Source organism: Paraburkholderia nodosa (assembly GCF_001718195.1).
GTDB classification, from domain to species: domain Bacteria; phylum Pseudomonadota; class Gammaproteobacteria; order Burkholderiales; family Burkholderiaceae; genus Paraburkholderia; species Paraburkholderia nodosa_A.
Window position 1 is genome coordinate 62,976 of sequence record NZ_MCNV01000021.1, and the last position, 17,575, is coordinate 80,550.

Genomic DNA, 17,575 nt, shown 5'->3' on the forward strand with positions numbered 1-17,575 from the left:
TTAAATTCACCTCCGTGACAGATCTCACCGCAAAAGATACGTTGAGTACGCATTCGCCGACAAGAAACAGGGGCGTCGTGTGGGGCGTCCCGTCAGTATTAGCTTTGGCCACGCTAGCCACTGGATGGTTAGCCATTGGCGGAAGATATTTTGACATTAGTGTCCCGCTTACCTACTCAGGCGATGGCTTGTTGATCCTTACATGGATCAAACGCGCCATGGAAAATCCATGGATCTTCCATACAGACATGATGGGAGCACCATTTGGTGCGGAACTTTACGACTATCCGATTCCAGACTCTGGGAGCATTCTTGTACTGAAGATTCTGGGCATTCTTTCGGGGAGCGCCGGAATGGCGTTCAATATTTATTATCTTTCAGGCTTCCCGATAAATGCCCTCGCCGCATATTTTGTGTTGCGAAAACTGTCCGTATCTCGGTCCTTTAGTTTCGCCGGCGGATTCATCTTCACAACCCTGGCATTTCACTTTCTGCGCGCCGGTCATCTTTTTTACACATGGTATTTTGCTGCACCGATTTTTATTTGGTATGCGTACCGAATTCATATTGGCGATCTTATTTTTTTCGACAACAGGCGTCCCCTATCGAGTCGCATCCTTGATATCGCCACCCTGGCTGCCCTCTCCTGCTTTGGAGTCTACTATTCTTTCTTTGGCGCTCTTACATTTTTTACCGCCGGAATGGTGCGTTACATCCGCACGCGCTCAATCAGGTCCATCGGAGCGTGTTTGATTTCTGTGGCGATTGTAACCACCGGCATAGTCGCAAATGTGGCTCCTAACGTTATTTATCGCGCCGAACACGGTGTAGATCAGGAGGTGGCAGATCGATCTCCGCAGAGCACGGAAATATACGGCTTAAAGATTGTGCAGCTCCTATTGCCTCGCCCTGGGCATCGGCTTCCCGCTTTTGCCAAATTGAATCTTGCATATTCGAATGATTTTCCGCTTGTAAACGAGAACAGCACCGCATCGCTGGGGATCATCGGAAGCGTCGGTTTCATCACGCTACTTATCGCTCTGATAGCACGCCGAGAAAATAAGGGAGGATCTGAGGATCGACTCTACGTTCTTGCCGCACTTACAATAGTTCTAACACTATTTTGTACCGTAGGTGGATTTTCATCGATCTTTAGCCTCTTGATCAGCCCATTGATTCGCGCATGGAATCGAGTCAGCGTCTTTATAGCATTCACCTCGATTACTGCAACATTGATCGCAATCGAGCAATGGCTCATGCGCAGCAAGAGCCGCAATAGTTCCCCCTCCTTAGCCGCGGTTGTTAGCCTCTTCCTTTGCGCATTTGCGGTATGGGATCAGACTGCATCACCTTCGATAGCGGGCCTTGCCGCAGACAAAGTGGAATATCGCAGCGACGCCCAGTTCATCGCCAAGATCGAACGAGCCGTCCCCCGGGAAAGTGCGATCTATCAACTCCCTTACGTCGGCTTTCCCGAAACACCGCCGGTCGATAGACTACAGACATATGATCTCGCCAGAGGGTATCTGCACTCGACCTCGCTGGCGTGGAGCTACGGGGCAATGAAGGGCCGACCCGGTGATCTCTTTTTCCGTGCCTTGGCACGTGAGCCTCTGAACCAACAAATTGAGATTGCCCGGAAGATCGGCTTTAGCGGACTTTATTTGGACCGGCGTGGCTACGCAGACAGAGGAGCTGCGATCGAATCGGAGCTTACTCACATTTTGGGGCACCCGCCCGCGATAACTAGCGAGGACGGCTGCCAAGTTTTCTTTGACTTAAGAGTGAAAGGCGAAAGCATCGACAGGCTCCCCTCCAGCCTGTCCCCCGCCCAAATCATGGAGCGCGCAGGTTTTATCGTGGACGCATTCGGTGTCAGGTATCACGGAAGTCTTTCCGAAGGCGTCGACTTTACGCGCTCTGGCCTGCCGAGTTTTGTGGAGAACCTCGATGGTTTGTCGGCCCGAGAGAGCTGGGGGCGTTGGTCGGACGCCAATATTGCCCCCGAGGTCAACCTACAGTTCACGGACCCACTCCCGAAGCGCTTTATCCTTCACCTGCGTGCTCAGGCTTTTGGTCCGAATGCAGGGCACCCCGTTATCGTGGTCATCGGTCAGCAAATTCGAAGCTTCGTTCCAACCACCGATATGCAGGAGTTCTCTTTACAATTTGATAGCGTAAATGGGGCACAACGCATCGAGATTCGCCCGCCGCAACCGGTATCCCCGAGCGAGCTCGGGATAAGCGCAGATGCTCGGAAGCTCGCAATCGGCCTACAAAAGCTATGGATCGAAGCGTCACCGTGACCGAGTAACTACATATCGGTTGCCTGCCAGGTCTCTCCTTCTTTAAGACCAGGCGGCCTGTTTGCAGGGACCCGAATGTTGGCAGACGGTCAAGGAGATGCGACTGGTAGTGGTCAGGAAGTTGCGTGTCGAGGGTGCATCCGGTGTCGCCGGCACGCAGTGTATGATCCTGCCCAACCCAAGATAACGGATTAGCTGAATGGACGAGCGTATTCCACCCCCCTGGAGAATTGGTACTGTTGCAGCGCTGGGGCTTATCCTAACGGGTGTCTTGATGCTTCCGTATGCGCAGAATGGCTTCTGGTTCGATGACTCGCTCAACAGTCAAACGTGGGGGTTGATCAACCGATTTCATTCCGACGTTTGGTCTTTTTCGGTCACGGTGGTCTATGCGTGGTTGACCGAGTATGGACGAATTTTATTTTGCTGGCCCGCACTGTACGGATTCTTCTATCTCGTCCGTGACGTACTCGCGGTACGCCTGATTGATATCTCCCTTCTGCTCGTTCACGTCGGCCTTACCGTTGTGCTATTACGCCGCGTTGGCGTGAGGTGGCATGTCGTCGGCTTCTTCCTGTTGTTCTTGATGCCTCTGTTTCAGATACGGAATGGAGACGATCCAATCGCAGCATATGCGACGTTCAGTCAAGTGCTGGGAATTCTACTGAGCGTGTCGCTTTTGCTGTTGCAGCGCTGGCATGAAACAGAGCGTACGTGGTTGCTGATTGCTTCGACAACCGTCGCCATCGCATCGATGCTGTGCTACGAAGTCAACGTGATCTACGTCCCGATAGCGCTGATTGCGGTAGTTTCAAGAACGCGGAAAAGGATGAGTAATGGCTATATCGTGCTTGCTCCATTCTTCTGCTTCGTCTTTGCCGATCTCATCTTGAAACGATCGGCCACGAACGCCTACGACGGTTCACGGGTCGGAAGCTTCTCTGCCATTCCACTGGCCTATTTCAAGCAGCTTGTCGGGGCTCTGCCAGGCAGTTTCTACGCACTGAGCGGGCGTGATGCAGTTGCCCCCAGCAGCCTTTTGCAGCTAGTCATGCACAGCAAGCTTGCGTGGATTGCTGGTTGCGTCTGGATACTATTGTTCATGGCGCTGGCGAACGCTAAGCGCCCGAGACAATCGCTGCCTCAGTCGACGCTACTCGGTGCGAGCGTCTTCTTGTTCATAACTCCTGTATTGATAGCAGTTTCCTCCAAGTACCAATCCTCTCTCAACTGGGGATCCGCACACCTTCCTGTCTACTACGAGTACTTTGGGCTGGCTATTTTGGCCGCCACGCTGATCGATCGCCTACTCCCGGCGCACCGAGTAGTGTGGGCCCTCCTGTTGGCAATTCCTTCTGGCGTCTACGTTGGGGCCAACTGGGAAATGAATATGCATCAATCGGCATATTTTGATGCGATATACCGAGAGCCACGTGATTCGTTCGTATCCGCGCTACATAGTGGCCTTCTTGACAATGTACGAGACGGCGACGTCGTTCAGTTCGAGAATCAGCCAATTTTCATCAACGGAAATCTCGTCTATCAAACTGTGCAGAAGCGTCTTGTCGTAGAAAACGAGGGAGCGACGGCGGGTTGGTTTCAGGCGAACCCCAGGCGCGATGCGCGACGTTATCGAATATGGCGGGATGCGGCGACACGGGGACTCTGGAAGATCGCCGCGAAATAACCAGGCATTGGTTCGATGCAATAACGTAGGAAGTGCAGCGGCGCACGCAAATTGGCGCCACTTAGCGTCTCAATTGGCATTTCGCTAAACGTGCGTTTAGCGCGATGATTGGGACGATGCCTTGAATGGCTCAAGCCGACTGGGCGGCCTAAGTCCAGAATAGAAGATCACTGATAACTTCACGGGCAGGCCCGAGTGGGCTGCACCATCGGGAACAAGCGCACCAAATCTCACGCGAGCAGCGCTCCTAGCCGCGCAATAAGCGGTTCAACCATCCGCCCCCACGCATGCTCTCGCTCCACAAATTGCCTAGCGTGCACCGCCATTTCGACCGCCGCGGCTTCGTTGAGCATAAGCCACTCGATTCGATCAACAATTTCCTCAGGCGTGTTCGCGATCACCAGATCTCGACCGGCCTCGGCATGGAGCCCTTCGTGCCCGCACGACGTCGCCACAACAGGCAACCCCAGCGCCATGTACTCCAGAATCTTGTTCTGCACACCTGCCCCGATGCGCATCGGGCACACGCCTATGGCGCCGTCCCTGGCGGCGTCTGCCACCGACGCAACCCGCCCGGTCACCTCGACACCGTCATAGGCCCTGAATCGCTCTGCAAGCGCGGGCGAAATCGAACCCACGATCCTGAACCGGTAGTCGGCACGCTTGCGCAGCAAGGGCAACACCTCTTGCGCAAAGAAGTGGCACATGTCCTCGTTCTGGACCGTCCGCATGTCGCCGATGAAGATCAGTATGCGGCTTGCCGTACTACGCACCGAATACGGCAACCCAGACAGGTCGACTCCGTTCGAACACACCATGACGTTCTCGGCGTTCGAACCGGGAAACAGGTAATCCTTGTCGGTCTGCGAAACCAGCACGGACAAATCGAAGTCGTTGACGATCGTTCGCTCGTAGTCGCCGAGGCGCTGCGCTTCGAGACTGAGCACGCGCGACTTGAGCCCCCGTGCATTCTTGAGCTGCTTGACCCGGCTGTAGTTCAGCGAAATCGCGTCGGTCATTTCGAGCACGCGCGGCTTGTCCGACTTGCGCACGTACTCGGCACAGCGCACCAGATGGACGAGTACGCCATCGTGCGAGGGCAACAACCGTTCAACTGCCGCTGCGAATGCCCGACTCCGATAGTAAGCAACCTGCAACGGCGTTCGCGTGGGCAATGCAAGCAGCGTGTTCATATACGAATGCGCCTTCGACAGAAAGACCCGCTCGACCCGGTCGAACACGCCGTCGTCAGGCAGCTCGCAGTCCATCTCTTCGCTCGTCTCGCACAGGCTCAGCAGCGTCAGCGAGTACTGGCACGACAGCGCCTTACACAGATGATAGATCCGCAGTTTGTCTCCGCCGATCACTGGGTAAGGAAGCCTGGGTGTCAGCACCAGCAGTTTTTTCTTGTCTGTGGTCACGACAAACGTTCCCAGAATTGCTGAATCGACGGCGCTACGCTCGTCTCTGAAAACATACGCGCGCGCTCTACCCCGTCGCGGACTCTCGCTTCGAACGTTTCGCCGCCGGTCCATATCCCCCGGATCTGTCCGGCGATATCGTCAACCGACCAAGGGTCGAAACTCAGGCCGCAGCCGCCGACGATCTCAGGCATGGAGGTCGTGTTGCTGCACGCGACTGGCGTACCCGAAGCCATCGCCTCCAGCACCGGAATGCCGAATCCTTCAAACAACGAAGCGAAGATGAATGCGCGTGCCTGCCGGTAGTGCTGCTTCAGCTCCTTCTCAGAAACATACCCGAGCAACTCGACATGGCCCGCGAGTCCCAGAGCAGCTGCGCGTTGCAAATAATGTTCGTGATGCGTGGATTTGATCCCGGCAATGCGCAAGCTGACGTCCTCGCCCACCTTCGGCCTCGCCAATGCGAACGCTTGCAGAAGGCGATCGACGTTCTTGCTGGGCACCTCGCCCGCCACGGTGAACAGGTAAGGCTGGCGATCCGCCTGACTCAGCGGGCGAACGAACCAGTCGTCCGCAATCGAGTTCGGAATCACATGCACGCCCTGCTCCGACAGTCCGAACTGCTCGACGAGTTCCCGCTGGGTGAATCGGGATACGGTCAGCACGACGTCAGCGCGGCGAGCGAGCCTCGGCACCACATGCCGCCTGTACACCCGCCCAAACGTCTGATACGGGGATCTTGCCGGAGGCAGCACACGCCAGGGCTGCAGATAAATCAGATCGTGGATGACCGAGATCAGCCGGGTCCGCCCCGTTGATCGCAATGGTCCCGTGTTGTACGGGCACAGCAGGTAATCGAGCTTCTGTGACTCGCACAGTCGCGGCAACTCGACCTGCTCCCACCATGGAAAGAAACCGCGGCCACCGCTGACACACGGCCAGTCCGTCGTGGTCACGCCACTCGGGGCGAGACCCAGCACCGACGCACTCACCGGTTCGATCAAACGGCGCGCGAATCGCCCCATGCCGCGGTAGTTGCCAACCATCCAGGTGATATCGACCCCTAACTTCACGCTGCATTCTCCCGCGTGGATTGAATCAGGAGCGACATGAACCATCCAGGACAGATCGATAGACCGCAACGGTCTTCTCGGCACAGGCCTGCCACGTCAGCTCGCGCGCCCTCGCGAGCCCCGCCTCGCGGAGCGCGTCGGCATCGCGTGTATGTTCGGTCACCTGGCGCATGGCATCGGCAATGTCACCTGCGTTGCTGGGATCCACCATGATGGCGGCATCTGCCGCCACTTCGGGAACGGACGTCGTATTGGACGCAATGACCAGGAGGCCAGAAGCGAACGCTTCCACAACCGGCAGTCCGAATCCTTCGCACAGCGACGCAAACACCAGCGCGGTGGCCGATTGCATCAGAGCGCGCACGTCGAAATCCGGCAAATACTGCAACCAGCGCGCACTGCCTTCAGCTTCGCTCGCGCGCAGGCGGGCGACAAGGCTTTCGCACCCCCACCCGGCCCGGCCCACGACGACCAATGGCACATCCCGACGCAGCCCGGCCGGCAGACTCGCATGCGCGTCCAGAACCCGCTCGATATTTTTGCGCGGCTGCAAGGTGCCCACGCACAGGAAGAACCGCTCAGGCAGATCCAGGCGCTTCAGCACCTCATCGCGAGCCGACTGGTCGATCTGTTCAAAAAAACGCGGGTGCACACCCAGAGGAACGACGGAAATGCGTTCTGGTGCGATGCCGAAGTGCTCCACGATTGAGCGCTTCGAATACTCGGAAATCGTGACGACATGATCCGCCCACGCGCCCGAGCGCCGCAACAGCCAACGGCGCAACGCGGCCAACTTCACGGTCGTCCACTCGGGATTCGACAGCGGAATGGCATCCATCAAGGTCGCGATAACAGGTATCGCAGACAGTTTTGGAATCAGGTGATCGGTTGCATGGAACACGTCCACGTGCTGTGCGACGAGGTCCTTCTCGGCGACGCACTTCCACGGGCTCACGGCGCCCAGTGTCGCCATGACCGCGTGGCGGCCGAGATTCACGGGCGGGCGGGCACCCGGCAACACGTCTTCGCCGACGAACGCACGAAAGCCGACGGGGACGAGATCGACCCCGCCGCCGGCAAGCAGGGCTCGCCCCAGCTCCCGGGTGTACGAGCCAATGCCGTCCACCCCGCCGTGCGCAATGCTACGGGCCAATGCCGTCGTACCAAAACCAACCTTCACCCATGCCCCTTGTTGTACATCCAGCGCGGTGTGTCTTTCCGCATTATTCTTTTAAGCGACGACGACGGGGTCACCTGCTGCAGCAAACAACCGTGCAAAAACACGGCTCATGCAGCCGGCGAGCCCCGTCACCGGCGCCAGAGATGCCTCAGAACGAGAAGCCGCACTCGTTGCGACGCAGGTCCGCGTCGACCATCATCGCGCACAGCTGCTCGAGCGTGGTCTTCGGCTCCCAGCCCAGTTGCATCTTTGCCTTCTCCGGATTGCCGATCAGCAGATCCACTTCGGCCGGACGATAAAACTTCGGGTTGATTTTGACGAGCGTCTTGCCGGTCGCAGCGTCGACCGCGGTCTCGTTCTCGTCACGCCCCCTGAACTCGAGGTCGACCCCAGTTGCCTTGAATGCCATGCGCACGAAATCGCGTACGGTCTCGGTACGATTCGTGCCCAGCACGTAGGTATCCGGCTCGTCGGCCTGCAACATGCGCCACATGCCTTCGACGTATTCCTTCGCGAAACCCCAATCGCGCTTCGCGTCGATATTGCCCAGTTCGAGCACGTCGAGTTGGCCGAGCTTGATCTTTGCGACGGAGTCGGTGATCTTGCGCGTCACGAACTCGCGGCCACGCAGGGGCGATTCGTGATTGAACAGGATGCCGCTGCAACCGAAGATGTTGTAGCTTTCGCGATAGTTCACCGTGATCCAGTGCGCGTAGAGCTTGGCGACACCGTACGGGCTGCGCGGGTAAAACGGCGTCGACTCGATTTGCGGAATGGCCTGCACCTTGCCGAACATTTCGGACGTGCTCGCCTGGTAGAAGCGGATCTTCGGGTTGACGATGCGGATGGCCTCGAGCAGATTCAGCGGGCCGATGCCGGTGATCTCCGCCGTGGTGGCCGGCTGGTCAAAGGAAACGCCGACGAAGCTTTGCGCAGCGAGGTTGTATACCTCAGTCGCGCCGGTAGTTTGCAGCAGGCGAATGCTCGACGACAGATCCGTCAAGTCGTATTCGACCAGATGGAGGTTGGGGTGCTTCGCAATACCCAACTCTTCGATTCGCCAGAAGTTCACCGAACTCGTGCGGCGATAGGTGCCGTAAACGGAATAGCCTTTTTCGAGCAGGATCTGAGCAAGGTAGGCACCGTCCTGGCCAGTGATGCCAGTAATAATAGAAGTCTTCATAATCCCCTCAAATTCGCTCCAACGTAACTCTCCAACTCATAAAACGTACCTCCGGCTCATCAGCTTTCCTGCGACGCCAGGCACTCCAAGATTCTTTTGACTACACGTTCTGTGCGAGCATCATTGCACTCTGCTCCCACGACAAGAACGGCATGTCGGTCGGCATTGGGATGGTTCCGGCCTCCTTACCTGCAATCCATTCGCGAACCGCAGCGGCAAGTTGCGACGCTGCGTCCGCCTTGAAGTACCAGGCGTGCTCGCCCGCTACCTCCCTGAAGACCGGAATGTCGCGCGCCATGATCGGCACTCCATGCCGTGCCGCTTCAATCAAAGGAAGTCCGAAGCCCTCGCCGGAGGAAGCGGCAATCAGACAATCGCTCGCCCCGTACACCTTCTCGAGATACTCGTCGCTGATACTCTCCAGCCAGAACAACCTGCTGTCCCGCTCAGTGTGCGAGCGAATGCGGTTCGCCAAAGCGTCCATCATCCACCCTTGCTTGCCGACAATGACGAGATTGGCGTCGAGACCTGTCGCCCACAATTGCTCGAATGCATCGAGTACCTGAGCATGCCCCTTGCGTGGCTCCAACGTTCCTACCATCAGGAAGCTCGGACGCGCGTCGAGATTCGTCAATACGCTCGCCGCATCGTTTGGCATTCCCTTCGTCGGAACGGAATTCTCAATATCCGCCCCGAGATGGAACCAGTTCAAGCTAAATGGACGCTGCCGCGTTACCTTCCGCTCCGCCATCCACGTATCAAGTTCATCGGCAACCGCTTTCGAAATGCAGATCGCTCCGTCACTTTGAGCCACCACGTCCAACCAACGCACATAGTGATCGACGACGTGTTGCTCGAAATGGTTGTCTCTCAGCGGCAGGAGATCATAAACAACAAACTTGACTCGCACACCCTGCTCACGCAGACGCTGATAAAAATCGGCATAGTGCGGTGCGACCGCCGGCGCGAGATCCAGCCCGAGGAAAATGTCGCCGACACCGTATTCCATCGGTTCGTCGTTCACTCGGCTGTCGTCTCCACCCAGAAAGCGAGCCATATATTTCCGAGCGTACCGATAGGGCTGGTCCGCCGTCGCATAGACGGGTTCCACGCGATATCCCTCGGGAGACTTCTTCTGCCATTCCCGGAGAATACTGCGCACGACCCGTTGAATACCGCTCCTGGCATCGCGCTGGACCAATTCAGAAATGTCTACGAGCAGTTGGCGAGTAGTCGCCGCCCCATCGAGAAGACGGGACTTCAGCTCCTGGGCGCTTTCGTCCCAGGTCGACCACGAAATGCTCGACGGTTTTGGGTACGAACCTGTCTTGTACAGTTCGAGCCATTGAATCAACGCCGTGCTCAACTCGCCGGCCGAGTCCCCGTTGAAATAGTAGGCCCCTTCGCCCGCCACTTCGCGAAATACCGGAACGTCACGCGCAATGACAGGAAGTCCGTAGTATGCCGCCTCGATCAACGAGAGGCCGAAGCCCTCATTGATACTTGCAGCAATCAACCCGCTCGCGGCTTTGTACAGACTGACCAGATAGTTGTCGTCGATCCCGGCCAGCCAGAACAGACGTTTGCCGAACTCGGGATGAGTGCGCATCTGTTCCGCAAAAGCGTCCATCTTCCATCCGAGGCGGCCCACAAACGTTACGCACACGTCATGTCCTGCCGACCACAGCGCATCAACGGCCTCCAGTATCTGAACCTGCCTCTTTCGCGGCTCGATCGTCGATACACACAGGAAACTCGGGCGGCCTTGCATCGCTGCAATTACGCCACCGGCATCTGGCGGCAATGCGCCTTCCACTACCTCTGGAAAATCAACGCCAATATGCACCCATGATCTCTCGAAATTCTGAGACCTCGGTATTTCGTTTTCTCGAATCCAGTTCTGCAGTGCGTCGGATGTCGCCTTCGATATACATATCGCGCCATCCGTCGATGCCATCACCGCCAGCAGTCTTTCATGCAGCGCCTTTAAGTTCGGATCAAAGAAATATTCTGGAAACTCGATGGGCAGCAAATCATAAAGCAGGAATTTGACCCAAACCCCTTGCCTTCTGAGTTGTTGATAAAATTGCGCGTGCGCGATCTGGACCGAATGCTGCATATCGAGCCCCAGAAAGACGTCACCGCGCTGCCACTGCACGTTGGTATCCTTGACCGCATCATCGACTGACGCCCCAAGGAATTCCTGGGTAAACCGGCGCGCGTACCGATACCCGCCGTCGAGCGTCGCGTAGACGGGCTCGATCCGATAATCCTTAGGCGGATCGTTCAGCAGACAGCGCAGATAACTCCGAACGACCCGCTGCACTCCCGTGCCTGCGTCATTCTTGCAGAACTCCGAAACATCGACCAATATTTGGCGAACGTATCCGGTCTTCTGGTTCTGCGCAAGGCAAGCGGCGAGCGGCACGAGCATATCCGATGCATTCGCTCGAGCGACCTTAGCTGCGACCAGCTCGAACAGGCGCTCCTGCTCACGTGATTGCTCGAACCATGTCTTGCTGCAAGGTCGCTCGATTTTCTCCCATTCGGCAATCGCTCTGCGACCGACTGCATCCCAGGAAAACTTCTTCGACTGCACAAGACCATGCTCACGCAACTTCTCGCGAAAGTCTGTATCGGTCAGTACCTGAGCGATTTTTCTGGACATGGCCGGGACATCCATCGGGTCAAACATCGCATCATCCCACCCCATGACTTCCGGCAAGCTGCCTGCACTCGCACAAATTACCGGGACTCCGCAGGCCATTGCTTCAAGCGCGGGAAGGCCAAACCCTTCGTGCCACGACGGGAATACAAATGCGTCACAGATTGCGTACAGAGAATGCAGATCGTCGTCACTCACGAAACCCGCAAACTTAAGCTCTGACTCCGTCACGCCCGCCTGATCTGCGTGATTACGCAATTCGGCCACAACTTCTTCTGGAATCTTGCCGACAAGCACTAGCTGCACATCGGCACGAATACCCTGCGCCAGGGACGCATAGGCCTCTATCAAACGAGGAAGATTCTTGCGTTCGTCCGCCCCCCCCGTATACAGCAGGAAAGCGCCGTTGATGCCAAACTTCTGGCGCAGACGCCCCGCCTCCAGAGCATCGACGGACCTGGGCTTAAAGGAATCCTCAATCGCGGAAGAGACTGCAACGATTTGGTCAGCCGGATAATCCAGATATTCGATACCCTCTTGCCTGGAGAATTCGGAATTCGTCAACAGCCTGGCTGCCTTTTTCAGGTAGCCAAGCTTTCGATAGTAATGCCGAGATGTGACCGGATGAGGCTCAAGATATCGCTTTGCATGAACAAGCGGAATCAGGTCATGCAACGTTATGGTGACCGGCGCGATCTGATCGAACTGACCAATGCTGGATACCCCATATCCGGTCACGCCTTCAAAAAGGCTACCTACATGGACAACATCCGGCCTCAGACTCGACAGAAATGCTTCCCAACTGAGTTCAGCGATCTCACGACGGGTTATATTCGCGTCGCTGACTTCCTCTACGGGACCCAGCGCGTGCCAAACCCGAATATTCTCCTGAGGCAGCAGCCCTTCGAACTCCGCGCGAATCGCCTCAATGGATTCGCGCATCATACCGTTCAGGGCAAGGATGACTTCATGCTTGCCTCGGGTACGCGCCACTCCCTTGGCGAACCCCAGCACATAGCGGCCAATTCCACGGAATCGACTCTCGGTCTGCGCACCCTGCATGTCGATAACAATGCGCATCAATTCTTCTCCCGCTGCGATCTATCGAATTCGGCAATCAGAGTGGCGTGAATACGATTTGCATGTTCATCCAGATCCTCAACACGAATGGACCCAATGTTGGTGTCGACAGGTTGGGTGAACATTGACGCTGCCACGATAGGCACAAGGCGAGCTTTCGCTCGCGGCATTCGATTCAGCACGGTTACTGCTAGCTGACGCAACCAGGGTCGGCTGCTCGCATAGCGCGCGCCGCTCTGGAGCGTCGATTTGACTGCCTGCCTTGCCGGCGCCAATGCCTTGCCACGCAAGCCAAGGCTTACCCACCTCATGGGCGCGGTGACGTGCCATGACGTGCTGCGATAGACGGCCTGCAAGTGGGCGTTTGCCTGCTGGACTCGGGCTTCAGCGTCGCGCAGCATCGCCTCGGTGCGTTCCAGTTGCGCCTCGAGTAACTGATACCGGTCCTCAGCATGATGCAGTTGCTCTTCGACGACCTGAGTGCTCGCTTGTCTCGCAAGGTCTTCCGCCCGAAGTGCCCGGGACTCCATGTCTTGCAGCAAGCGCTCCGAACGTGCACGCTGCTCATCGGCAAACTGGAATCGTTCCTCGGCGAGCTGCAGTCGCCCTTCGGCGAGCTGCAATCGCCCCTCGGCAATTCCCAACCGCCCCTCGACGGACTGAAGCCGATCACCCATCGGGAAGATGCGTGCAATGCTCGATTCGAGCTTCGCGTCGTAACGATCAGCCAATGCAGCGAGTGTCAGACCGTAGTCCGCAGCAAAGGCATCGTCAAACGCCCCCTGCGTCGAGCCCGCATCTTTCTGCGCCACAATCGCATAGTCAGGGCTCGCTCCACCCACGACATCCAGCAGATGAATCTGCGCGGCAGCGTTGCGAAGTTCCGGGGACTCCTGCAAACGGACCACCTTGACGCGATCGAACCCGGCATGTTCTGCCACAAACGAAAGCAGCAACGCGGGGATAGGCTTCTGGTGCGACGGATCCAGGAAAAAATTGGACGTCGCCACTGCGAGATTCTCCGGATTCGGCGTCTCGAGAATCAACAGGCCGCCAGGCAAGAGCACGCGCAACGCCTCGCCGACGATCCTGCGCAATTGCTCGAAGCTCACGTGCTCGACGACGTGGAAGGCCGAAATCAACGCGCAACTACCCGATTCGAGCGACGCAAGATGCTCGATCGCATCGCCCTGAATCGCTGGCAGATTGCGCTCCCGACAGGCTTCCAGCATGTCCGCATCCAGGTCCGCGCCCGTCGGGGCGAAGCCGGCTTCGCTCATGAGCTCCAGCCACTCTCCACGGCCGCAACCCAGGTCGAAGGTTTTCGCCCCAGGATACAGCGACGCCAGCGGCTGGAAGAACGGCACGTATTTCGCCAGCCGACTTTTGATCAGCTCGCGCGAGCCCCGGTACCGATCTTCAAACGCACGATAGAAACTATCCACTACGACACGCTCCTCACCGTCGTCTGCAGCCACGCCACTCCGACAAAATCGTCCATCTTCACGTTGACGACGTTGAACACCAACGCACGATCGCGCCATTGATAGTTATTGGCGAGATGGACATTCCCGGTATGCAGCGCCACAGCGACCGAATAACTCCCCACGCCAAGATTGGCCATGAATTCGAAATTCAGTTCTAGCGACTGGCCAGCGGCCAGATCGACCAACACCTGCTTCAGGTGATAGGTGTTCGTTCCGAACACCGTCTGCCCTAGGCGATCCTTGATCATGTACCCGACCACCAGTTCGGGAATCGCATGCACGCATTTGACCTTGACTCGCAGTGCGACCGGTTGCCCGACTCCTGCGACCTCGATGGGTTGCCCCGATGCGTCCAGCAGTGCAACCTCCTCGATCACGGCTTCGCCTGTTCCCGAAACGGTTTGCACCGTTCCGTCTTCGAGCGTCTCCTGCTTGACCTCGTGATTCTTGCGCTCTGCGAGCATCGCGTTGTAGTAGTCCATGACCGCCTCAGGCGGCCCTTCCATCTCCAGACGCCCTGCATTCAGCAGAATGGCGCGATCGCAGATCGCCTGAATTGCCGCCTTGTCATGCGCGACGATAAGCAACGTCGTGCCCTGCTTGCGAAACTCCCGAATGCGATCAAAGCTTTTGTGCTGGAAATAAGCGTCGCCGACCGAGAGTGCCTCATCGACGATCAGCACGTCCGGCCGCCGGGCCGTCGCCACACTGAAGGCGAGACGCACCTGCATACCGCTCGAATACACCCGCACCGGCTGATCGATATATTCGCCGATCTCTGCGAACGCCTCGATTTCCGGCATCAGCGAAAGAATCTCTTCTACGCTGTAACCCAGCAACTGCCCAGCCATCATGGCGTTCTGGCGCCCGGTGAAGTCGGGATGGAACCCCATGCCCAACTCCAGCAACGCAGCGACACGCCCTGTCATGCTCACGCTGCCGACGGTCGGCTGCGTGGTGCCGACAATCATTTTCAACAAGGTGCTCTTGCCTGCACCGTTGATACCGATGATGCCTAGCGCTTCACCGGAACGAACGGAGAAGTTCACGTCCTGCAGCACCCAGTGCGGAGTGTGATGCGGCTTGCCGCGCGGATCCATCCACTCGACGAGACGCGACCAGCGTGTCGGGTACTGCTTGTAGGCCTTGCCAAGATTAGTAACCGTAATGGTGCCCATCAGAGTTCATCCACCATTTCGCCTGCACGTTTCCGAAACAAGCTGAAGCCTGCAAGGCACAACGCAATGCCCAGGACGGTAACGAACCAGAGCTGTGGCCAGTCAGGCCATTTGGATTGCATCATTACGACCTGGAAAGACTCGACCAGCGGCGCCATCGGGTTGAACTGCATTCCGGACTGGATTTGCTTCGGCAAAATGTCTACCGAGTAGACGATCGGGGTCAGCCAGAACCAGAAGTTCAGCACAATATTGAAGAACTGCCCGACATCACGGAAAAACACGTTCAGTACGCCCAACGTAATGCCAAGGCCAATACCGAACAATGTCAGCAGGACCAGCAGGGGAATGACCGCAAGAAACACTACGCCAGGGAAATTACCCGTGATCAACAGGAACGCCGTGAACAATCCGAACACGATCAAGAAATTGACGAGCGAATTGACCACCACGATCACCGGCAAGCACAACCGGGGGAAGCTCAGCTTCTTGATCATGTTCGCGTTTTCGATGAACGTGTTCTGTGCGCGACTGACGATTTCGACGAACATGCCCCAAGGCAGGACACCGGCACACAAATGGATGCTGTATGCAAAATTGCTATCCACGCCAGGCAGCCGTGCATGCATGACCCGCGCGAAGATCACCGTATAAACGACGATCATCGCAAGCGGATTGAGCACCGTCCAGGCAGCACCCAGCAACGAGTTGCGGTACTTGGACTGAAACTCCCGCTTCACACTGCCGACAATGAAGCCTCGATAGGCCCAAAGGGCTCTCAGCATCCCTAGCATCAAGTCCGCCCGTAGACGTCCTGGAAGCGAACGATGTCGTCTTCGCCCAAATATTCGCCGCTCTGGACTTCAATCATCACGAGGTCCAGCACGCCCGGGTTTTCGAGGCGATGCTTGTGCCCGGCAGGAATGTAAGTCGACTCGTTGGTGTGAACGAAGATTTCCTTATCACCGTTGACGACTTTGGCCATCCCGCACACAACGATCCAGTGTTCGCTGCGGTGATGGTGCATCTGCAGGCTCAAGCTTGCACCAGGCTTGACCTCGATGCGCTTGATTTTGAAACGCGGGCCTTCTTCCAGCACCGTGTAAGTCCCCCACGGGCGGCTCACGGTGCGATGCAGTTTGTATGCATCGTGATTCTGCTTCTTCAGGCGCGCCACGACCTGCTTCACGTCCTGCGCGCGATCCGGATTCGCGACCAGCAAGGCATCCGGCGTATCGATGATCATCAAGTCGGCAACGCCGACCGCTGCCACCAGACGATCCGGGCTCTGCACATAGGTGTTGTGGCTATCGACAAAGATTGCATCGCCGACGGCACGGTTACTGTCCTCGTCCGGAGCGACCAGATCGCGAATCGCCCCCCACGAGCCGATATCGCTCCAACCAAACGTGGACGGCACCACCGCCACGTTCGGCGAGCGCTCCATCACTGCATAGTCAATCGAAATGTCCGGCACCGCCTGGAACGACTCGGCAGGAATTTCGAGCATCTGCGCCGACGGCTTGCTCGCCTGCAACGCCGCCCAGCATGCGTCGGTCGCCGCTGCGACGTCCGGGGCAGAACGAGCCATCTCGTCCAGAATGACGCCTGCCTTGAAACAAAACATGCCCGAGTTCCACAGGTAGTTGCCCGCGGCGACGTATTCCGCGGCCTTCACCGCGTCCGGCTTCTCGACGAAGCGCAGCGCCGTGCGGCCGTCTCCGATTTTCTCTCCTGCTTCGATGTAGCCGAAACCGGTATCCGGACTCGTCGGCACGATGCCGAACGTGACCAGCTTGCCTCGATTCGCTAATTCGACTGCACTCGCAACGGCCGCGGCGAACCCTGCTTGGTCCTGAACGAGGTGATCGGCCGCGAGAACCAGCATCAATGCGTCGCGGCCGTACTTTTCCGCCACGTAGCGCGCTGCCATTGCCGCGGCGGGGGCAGTGTTCCGGCCCATAGGCTCAAGCATGAACGTGCCGGACTGAAGTTCACCGAGCTTCGCGCTGGAGAATTCGTCCTTGCTCATGAAGTAGTAATCGCGGTTGGTGACCGTCAAGATCTCTCCGCATTGTGATTGCGCATCGCCGCCAACCACCGCAGCCGCCCGGCGGTACGTTTTCAGGAGCAGGCTCTCACCATCGGCGAGTTTCATGAACGGTTTGGGGTGCCCTTCGCGGGAAACTGGCCAAAGTCGCGTGCCAGCACCACCGGACAGGATGACGGGAATTAACATCACACTCACTCCAAATTTAGTATCCGTTGGCGAAGGAAGTCCTTCGCCAGTCATATCGATGCGCCGCCAACGTGGT

11 protein-coding genes are annotated in these 17,575 nt (G+C 57.4%); 2 read left to right on the forward strand and 9 right to left on the reverse strand.

Features of this window, described 5'->3' with window-relative positions; translation table 11 throughout:
* Nucleotides 1-218 precede the first annotated feature (218 nt).
* Nucleotides 219-2,306, forward strand: coding sequence for a DUF7024 domain-containing protein (locus BFD71_RS28555; RefSeq protein WP_256094956.1), 2,088 nt, complete (start codon nt 219-221; stop codon nt 2,304-2,306).
* A 199-nt stretch (nt 2,307-2,505) separates the two neighbouring features.
* Nucleotides 2,506-3,993, forward strand: coding sequence for a hypothetical protein (locus BFD71_RS28560; RefSeq protein ID WP_069267670.1), 1,488 nt, complete (start codon nt 2,506-2,508; stop codon nt 3,991-3,993).
* 230 nt (nt 3,994-4,223) lie between these two features.
* Here BFD71_RS28560 and BFD71_RS28565 read toward each other — a convergent pair whose 3' ends face one another.
* From BFD71_RS28565 to BFD71_RS28605, 9 genes are all read right to left on the reverse strand, one after another.
* Nucleotides 4,224-5,414, reverse strand: coding sequence for a glycosyltransferase (locus BFD71_RS28565; protein WP_069267671.1), 1,191 nt, complete (start codon nt 5,412-5,414; stop codon nt 4,224-4,226).
* Nucleotides 5,411-6,487 carry a glycosyltransferase family 4 protein gene (locus BFD71_RS28570; protein ID WP_069267672.1) on the reverse strand — a complete coding sequence of 359 codons (1,077 nt, stop codon included), beginning with the start codon at nt 6,485-6,487 and terminating at the stop codon, nt 5,411-5,413. The genes BFD71_RS28565 and BFD71_RS28570 overlap by 4 nt, the downstream gene beginning before the upstream one ends.
* Nucleotides 6,488-6,512: 25 nt before the next feature.
* The gene (locus BFD71_RS28575; protein WP_069267673.1) at nt 6,513-7,667 is read right to left on the reverse strand and encodes a glycosyltransferase family 4 protein; all 1,155 of its coding nucleotides are present in this window, start codon (nt 7,665-7,667) and stop codon (nt 6,513-6,515) included.
* Between the two features lie 148 nt (nt 7,668-7,815).
* Entirely contained in the window at nt 7,816-8,850 is a 1,035-nt protein-coding gene (gmd, locus tag BFD71_RS28580) for a GDP-mannose 4,6-dehydratase (RefSeq protein ID WP_069267674.1), read from the reverse strand.
* 100 nt (nt 8,851-8,950) lie between these two features.
* Nucleotides 8,951-12,595: a glycosyltransferase family 4 protein gene (locus tag BFD71_RS28585; RefSeq protein WP_069267675.1), complete on the reverse strand. Its 3,645-nt coding sequence runs from the start codon at nt 12,593-12,595 to the stop codon at nt 8,951-8,953.
* Nucleotides 12,595-14,040 carry a class I SAM-dependent methyltransferase gene (locus tag BFD71_RS39480; protein WP_083245524.1) on the reverse strand — a complete coding sequence of 482 codons (1,446 nt, stop codon included), beginning with the start codon at nt 14,038-14,040 and terminating at the stop codon, nt 12,595-12,597. Before BFD71_RS39480 ends, BFD71_RS28585 begins: the two co-directional genes overlap by 1 nt.
* On the reverse strand, nt 14,040-15,260 hold the full coding sequence (locus tag BFD71_RS28595) for an ABC transporter ATP-binding protein (protein ID WP_069267676.1): 1,221 nt from the start codon (nt 15,258-15,260) through the stop codon (nt 14,040-14,042). Before BFD71_RS28595 ends, BFD71_RS39480 begins: the two co-directional genes overlap by 1 nt.
* Entirely contained in the window at nt 15,260-16,054 is a 795-nt protein-coding gene (locus BFD71_RS28600) for an ABC transporter permease (RefSeq protein ID WP_069267677.1), read from the reverse strand. Before BFD71_RS28600 ends, BFD71_RS28595 begins: the two co-directional genes overlap by 1 nt.
* Nucleotides 16,054-17,499: a mannose-1-phosphate guanylyltransferase/mannose-6-phosphate isomerase gene (locus BFD71_RS28605; protein ID WP_069267678.1), complete on the reverse strand. Its 1,446-nt coding sequence runs from the start codon at nt 17,497-17,499 to the stop codon at nt 16,054-16,056. The genes BFD71_RS28600 and BFD71_RS28605 overlap by 1 nt, the downstream gene beginning before the upstream one ends.
* Nucleotides 17,500-17,575: the final 76 nt, after the last annotated feature.

Excerpts from the sequence above, each read along its gene's own strand:
- BFD71_RS28555 (WP_256094956.1), top strand. The coding sequence starts at position 219 with ATGGAAAATCCATGGATCTTCCATACAGACATGATGGGAGCACCATTT.
- BFD71_RS28560 (WP_069267670.1), top strand. The coding sequence starts at position 2,506 with ATGGACGAGCGTATTCCACCCCCCTGGAGAATTGGTACTGTTGCAGCG.
- gmd (WP_069267674.1), bottom strand. The coding sequence starts at position 8,850 with ATGAAGACTTCTATTATTACTGGCATCACTGGCCAGGACGGTGCCTAC.
- BFD71_RS28585 (WP_069267675.1), bottom strand. The coding sequence starts at position 12,595 with ATGCGCATTGTTATCGACATGCAGGGTGCGCAGACCGAGAGTCGATTC.
- BFD71_RS28595 (WP_069267676.1), bottom strand. The coding sequence starts at position 15,260 with ATGGGCACCATTACGGTTACTAATCTTGGCAAGGCCTACAAGCAGTAC.
- BFD71_RS28600 (WP_069267677.1), bottom strand. The coding sequence starts at position 16,054 with ATGCTAGGGATGCTGAGAGCCCTTTGGGCCTATCGAGGCTTCATTGTC.
- BFD71_RS28605 (WP_069267678.1), bottom strand. The coding sequence starts at position 17,499 with ATGTTAATTCCCGTCATCCTGTCCGGTGGTGCTGGCACGCGACTTTGG.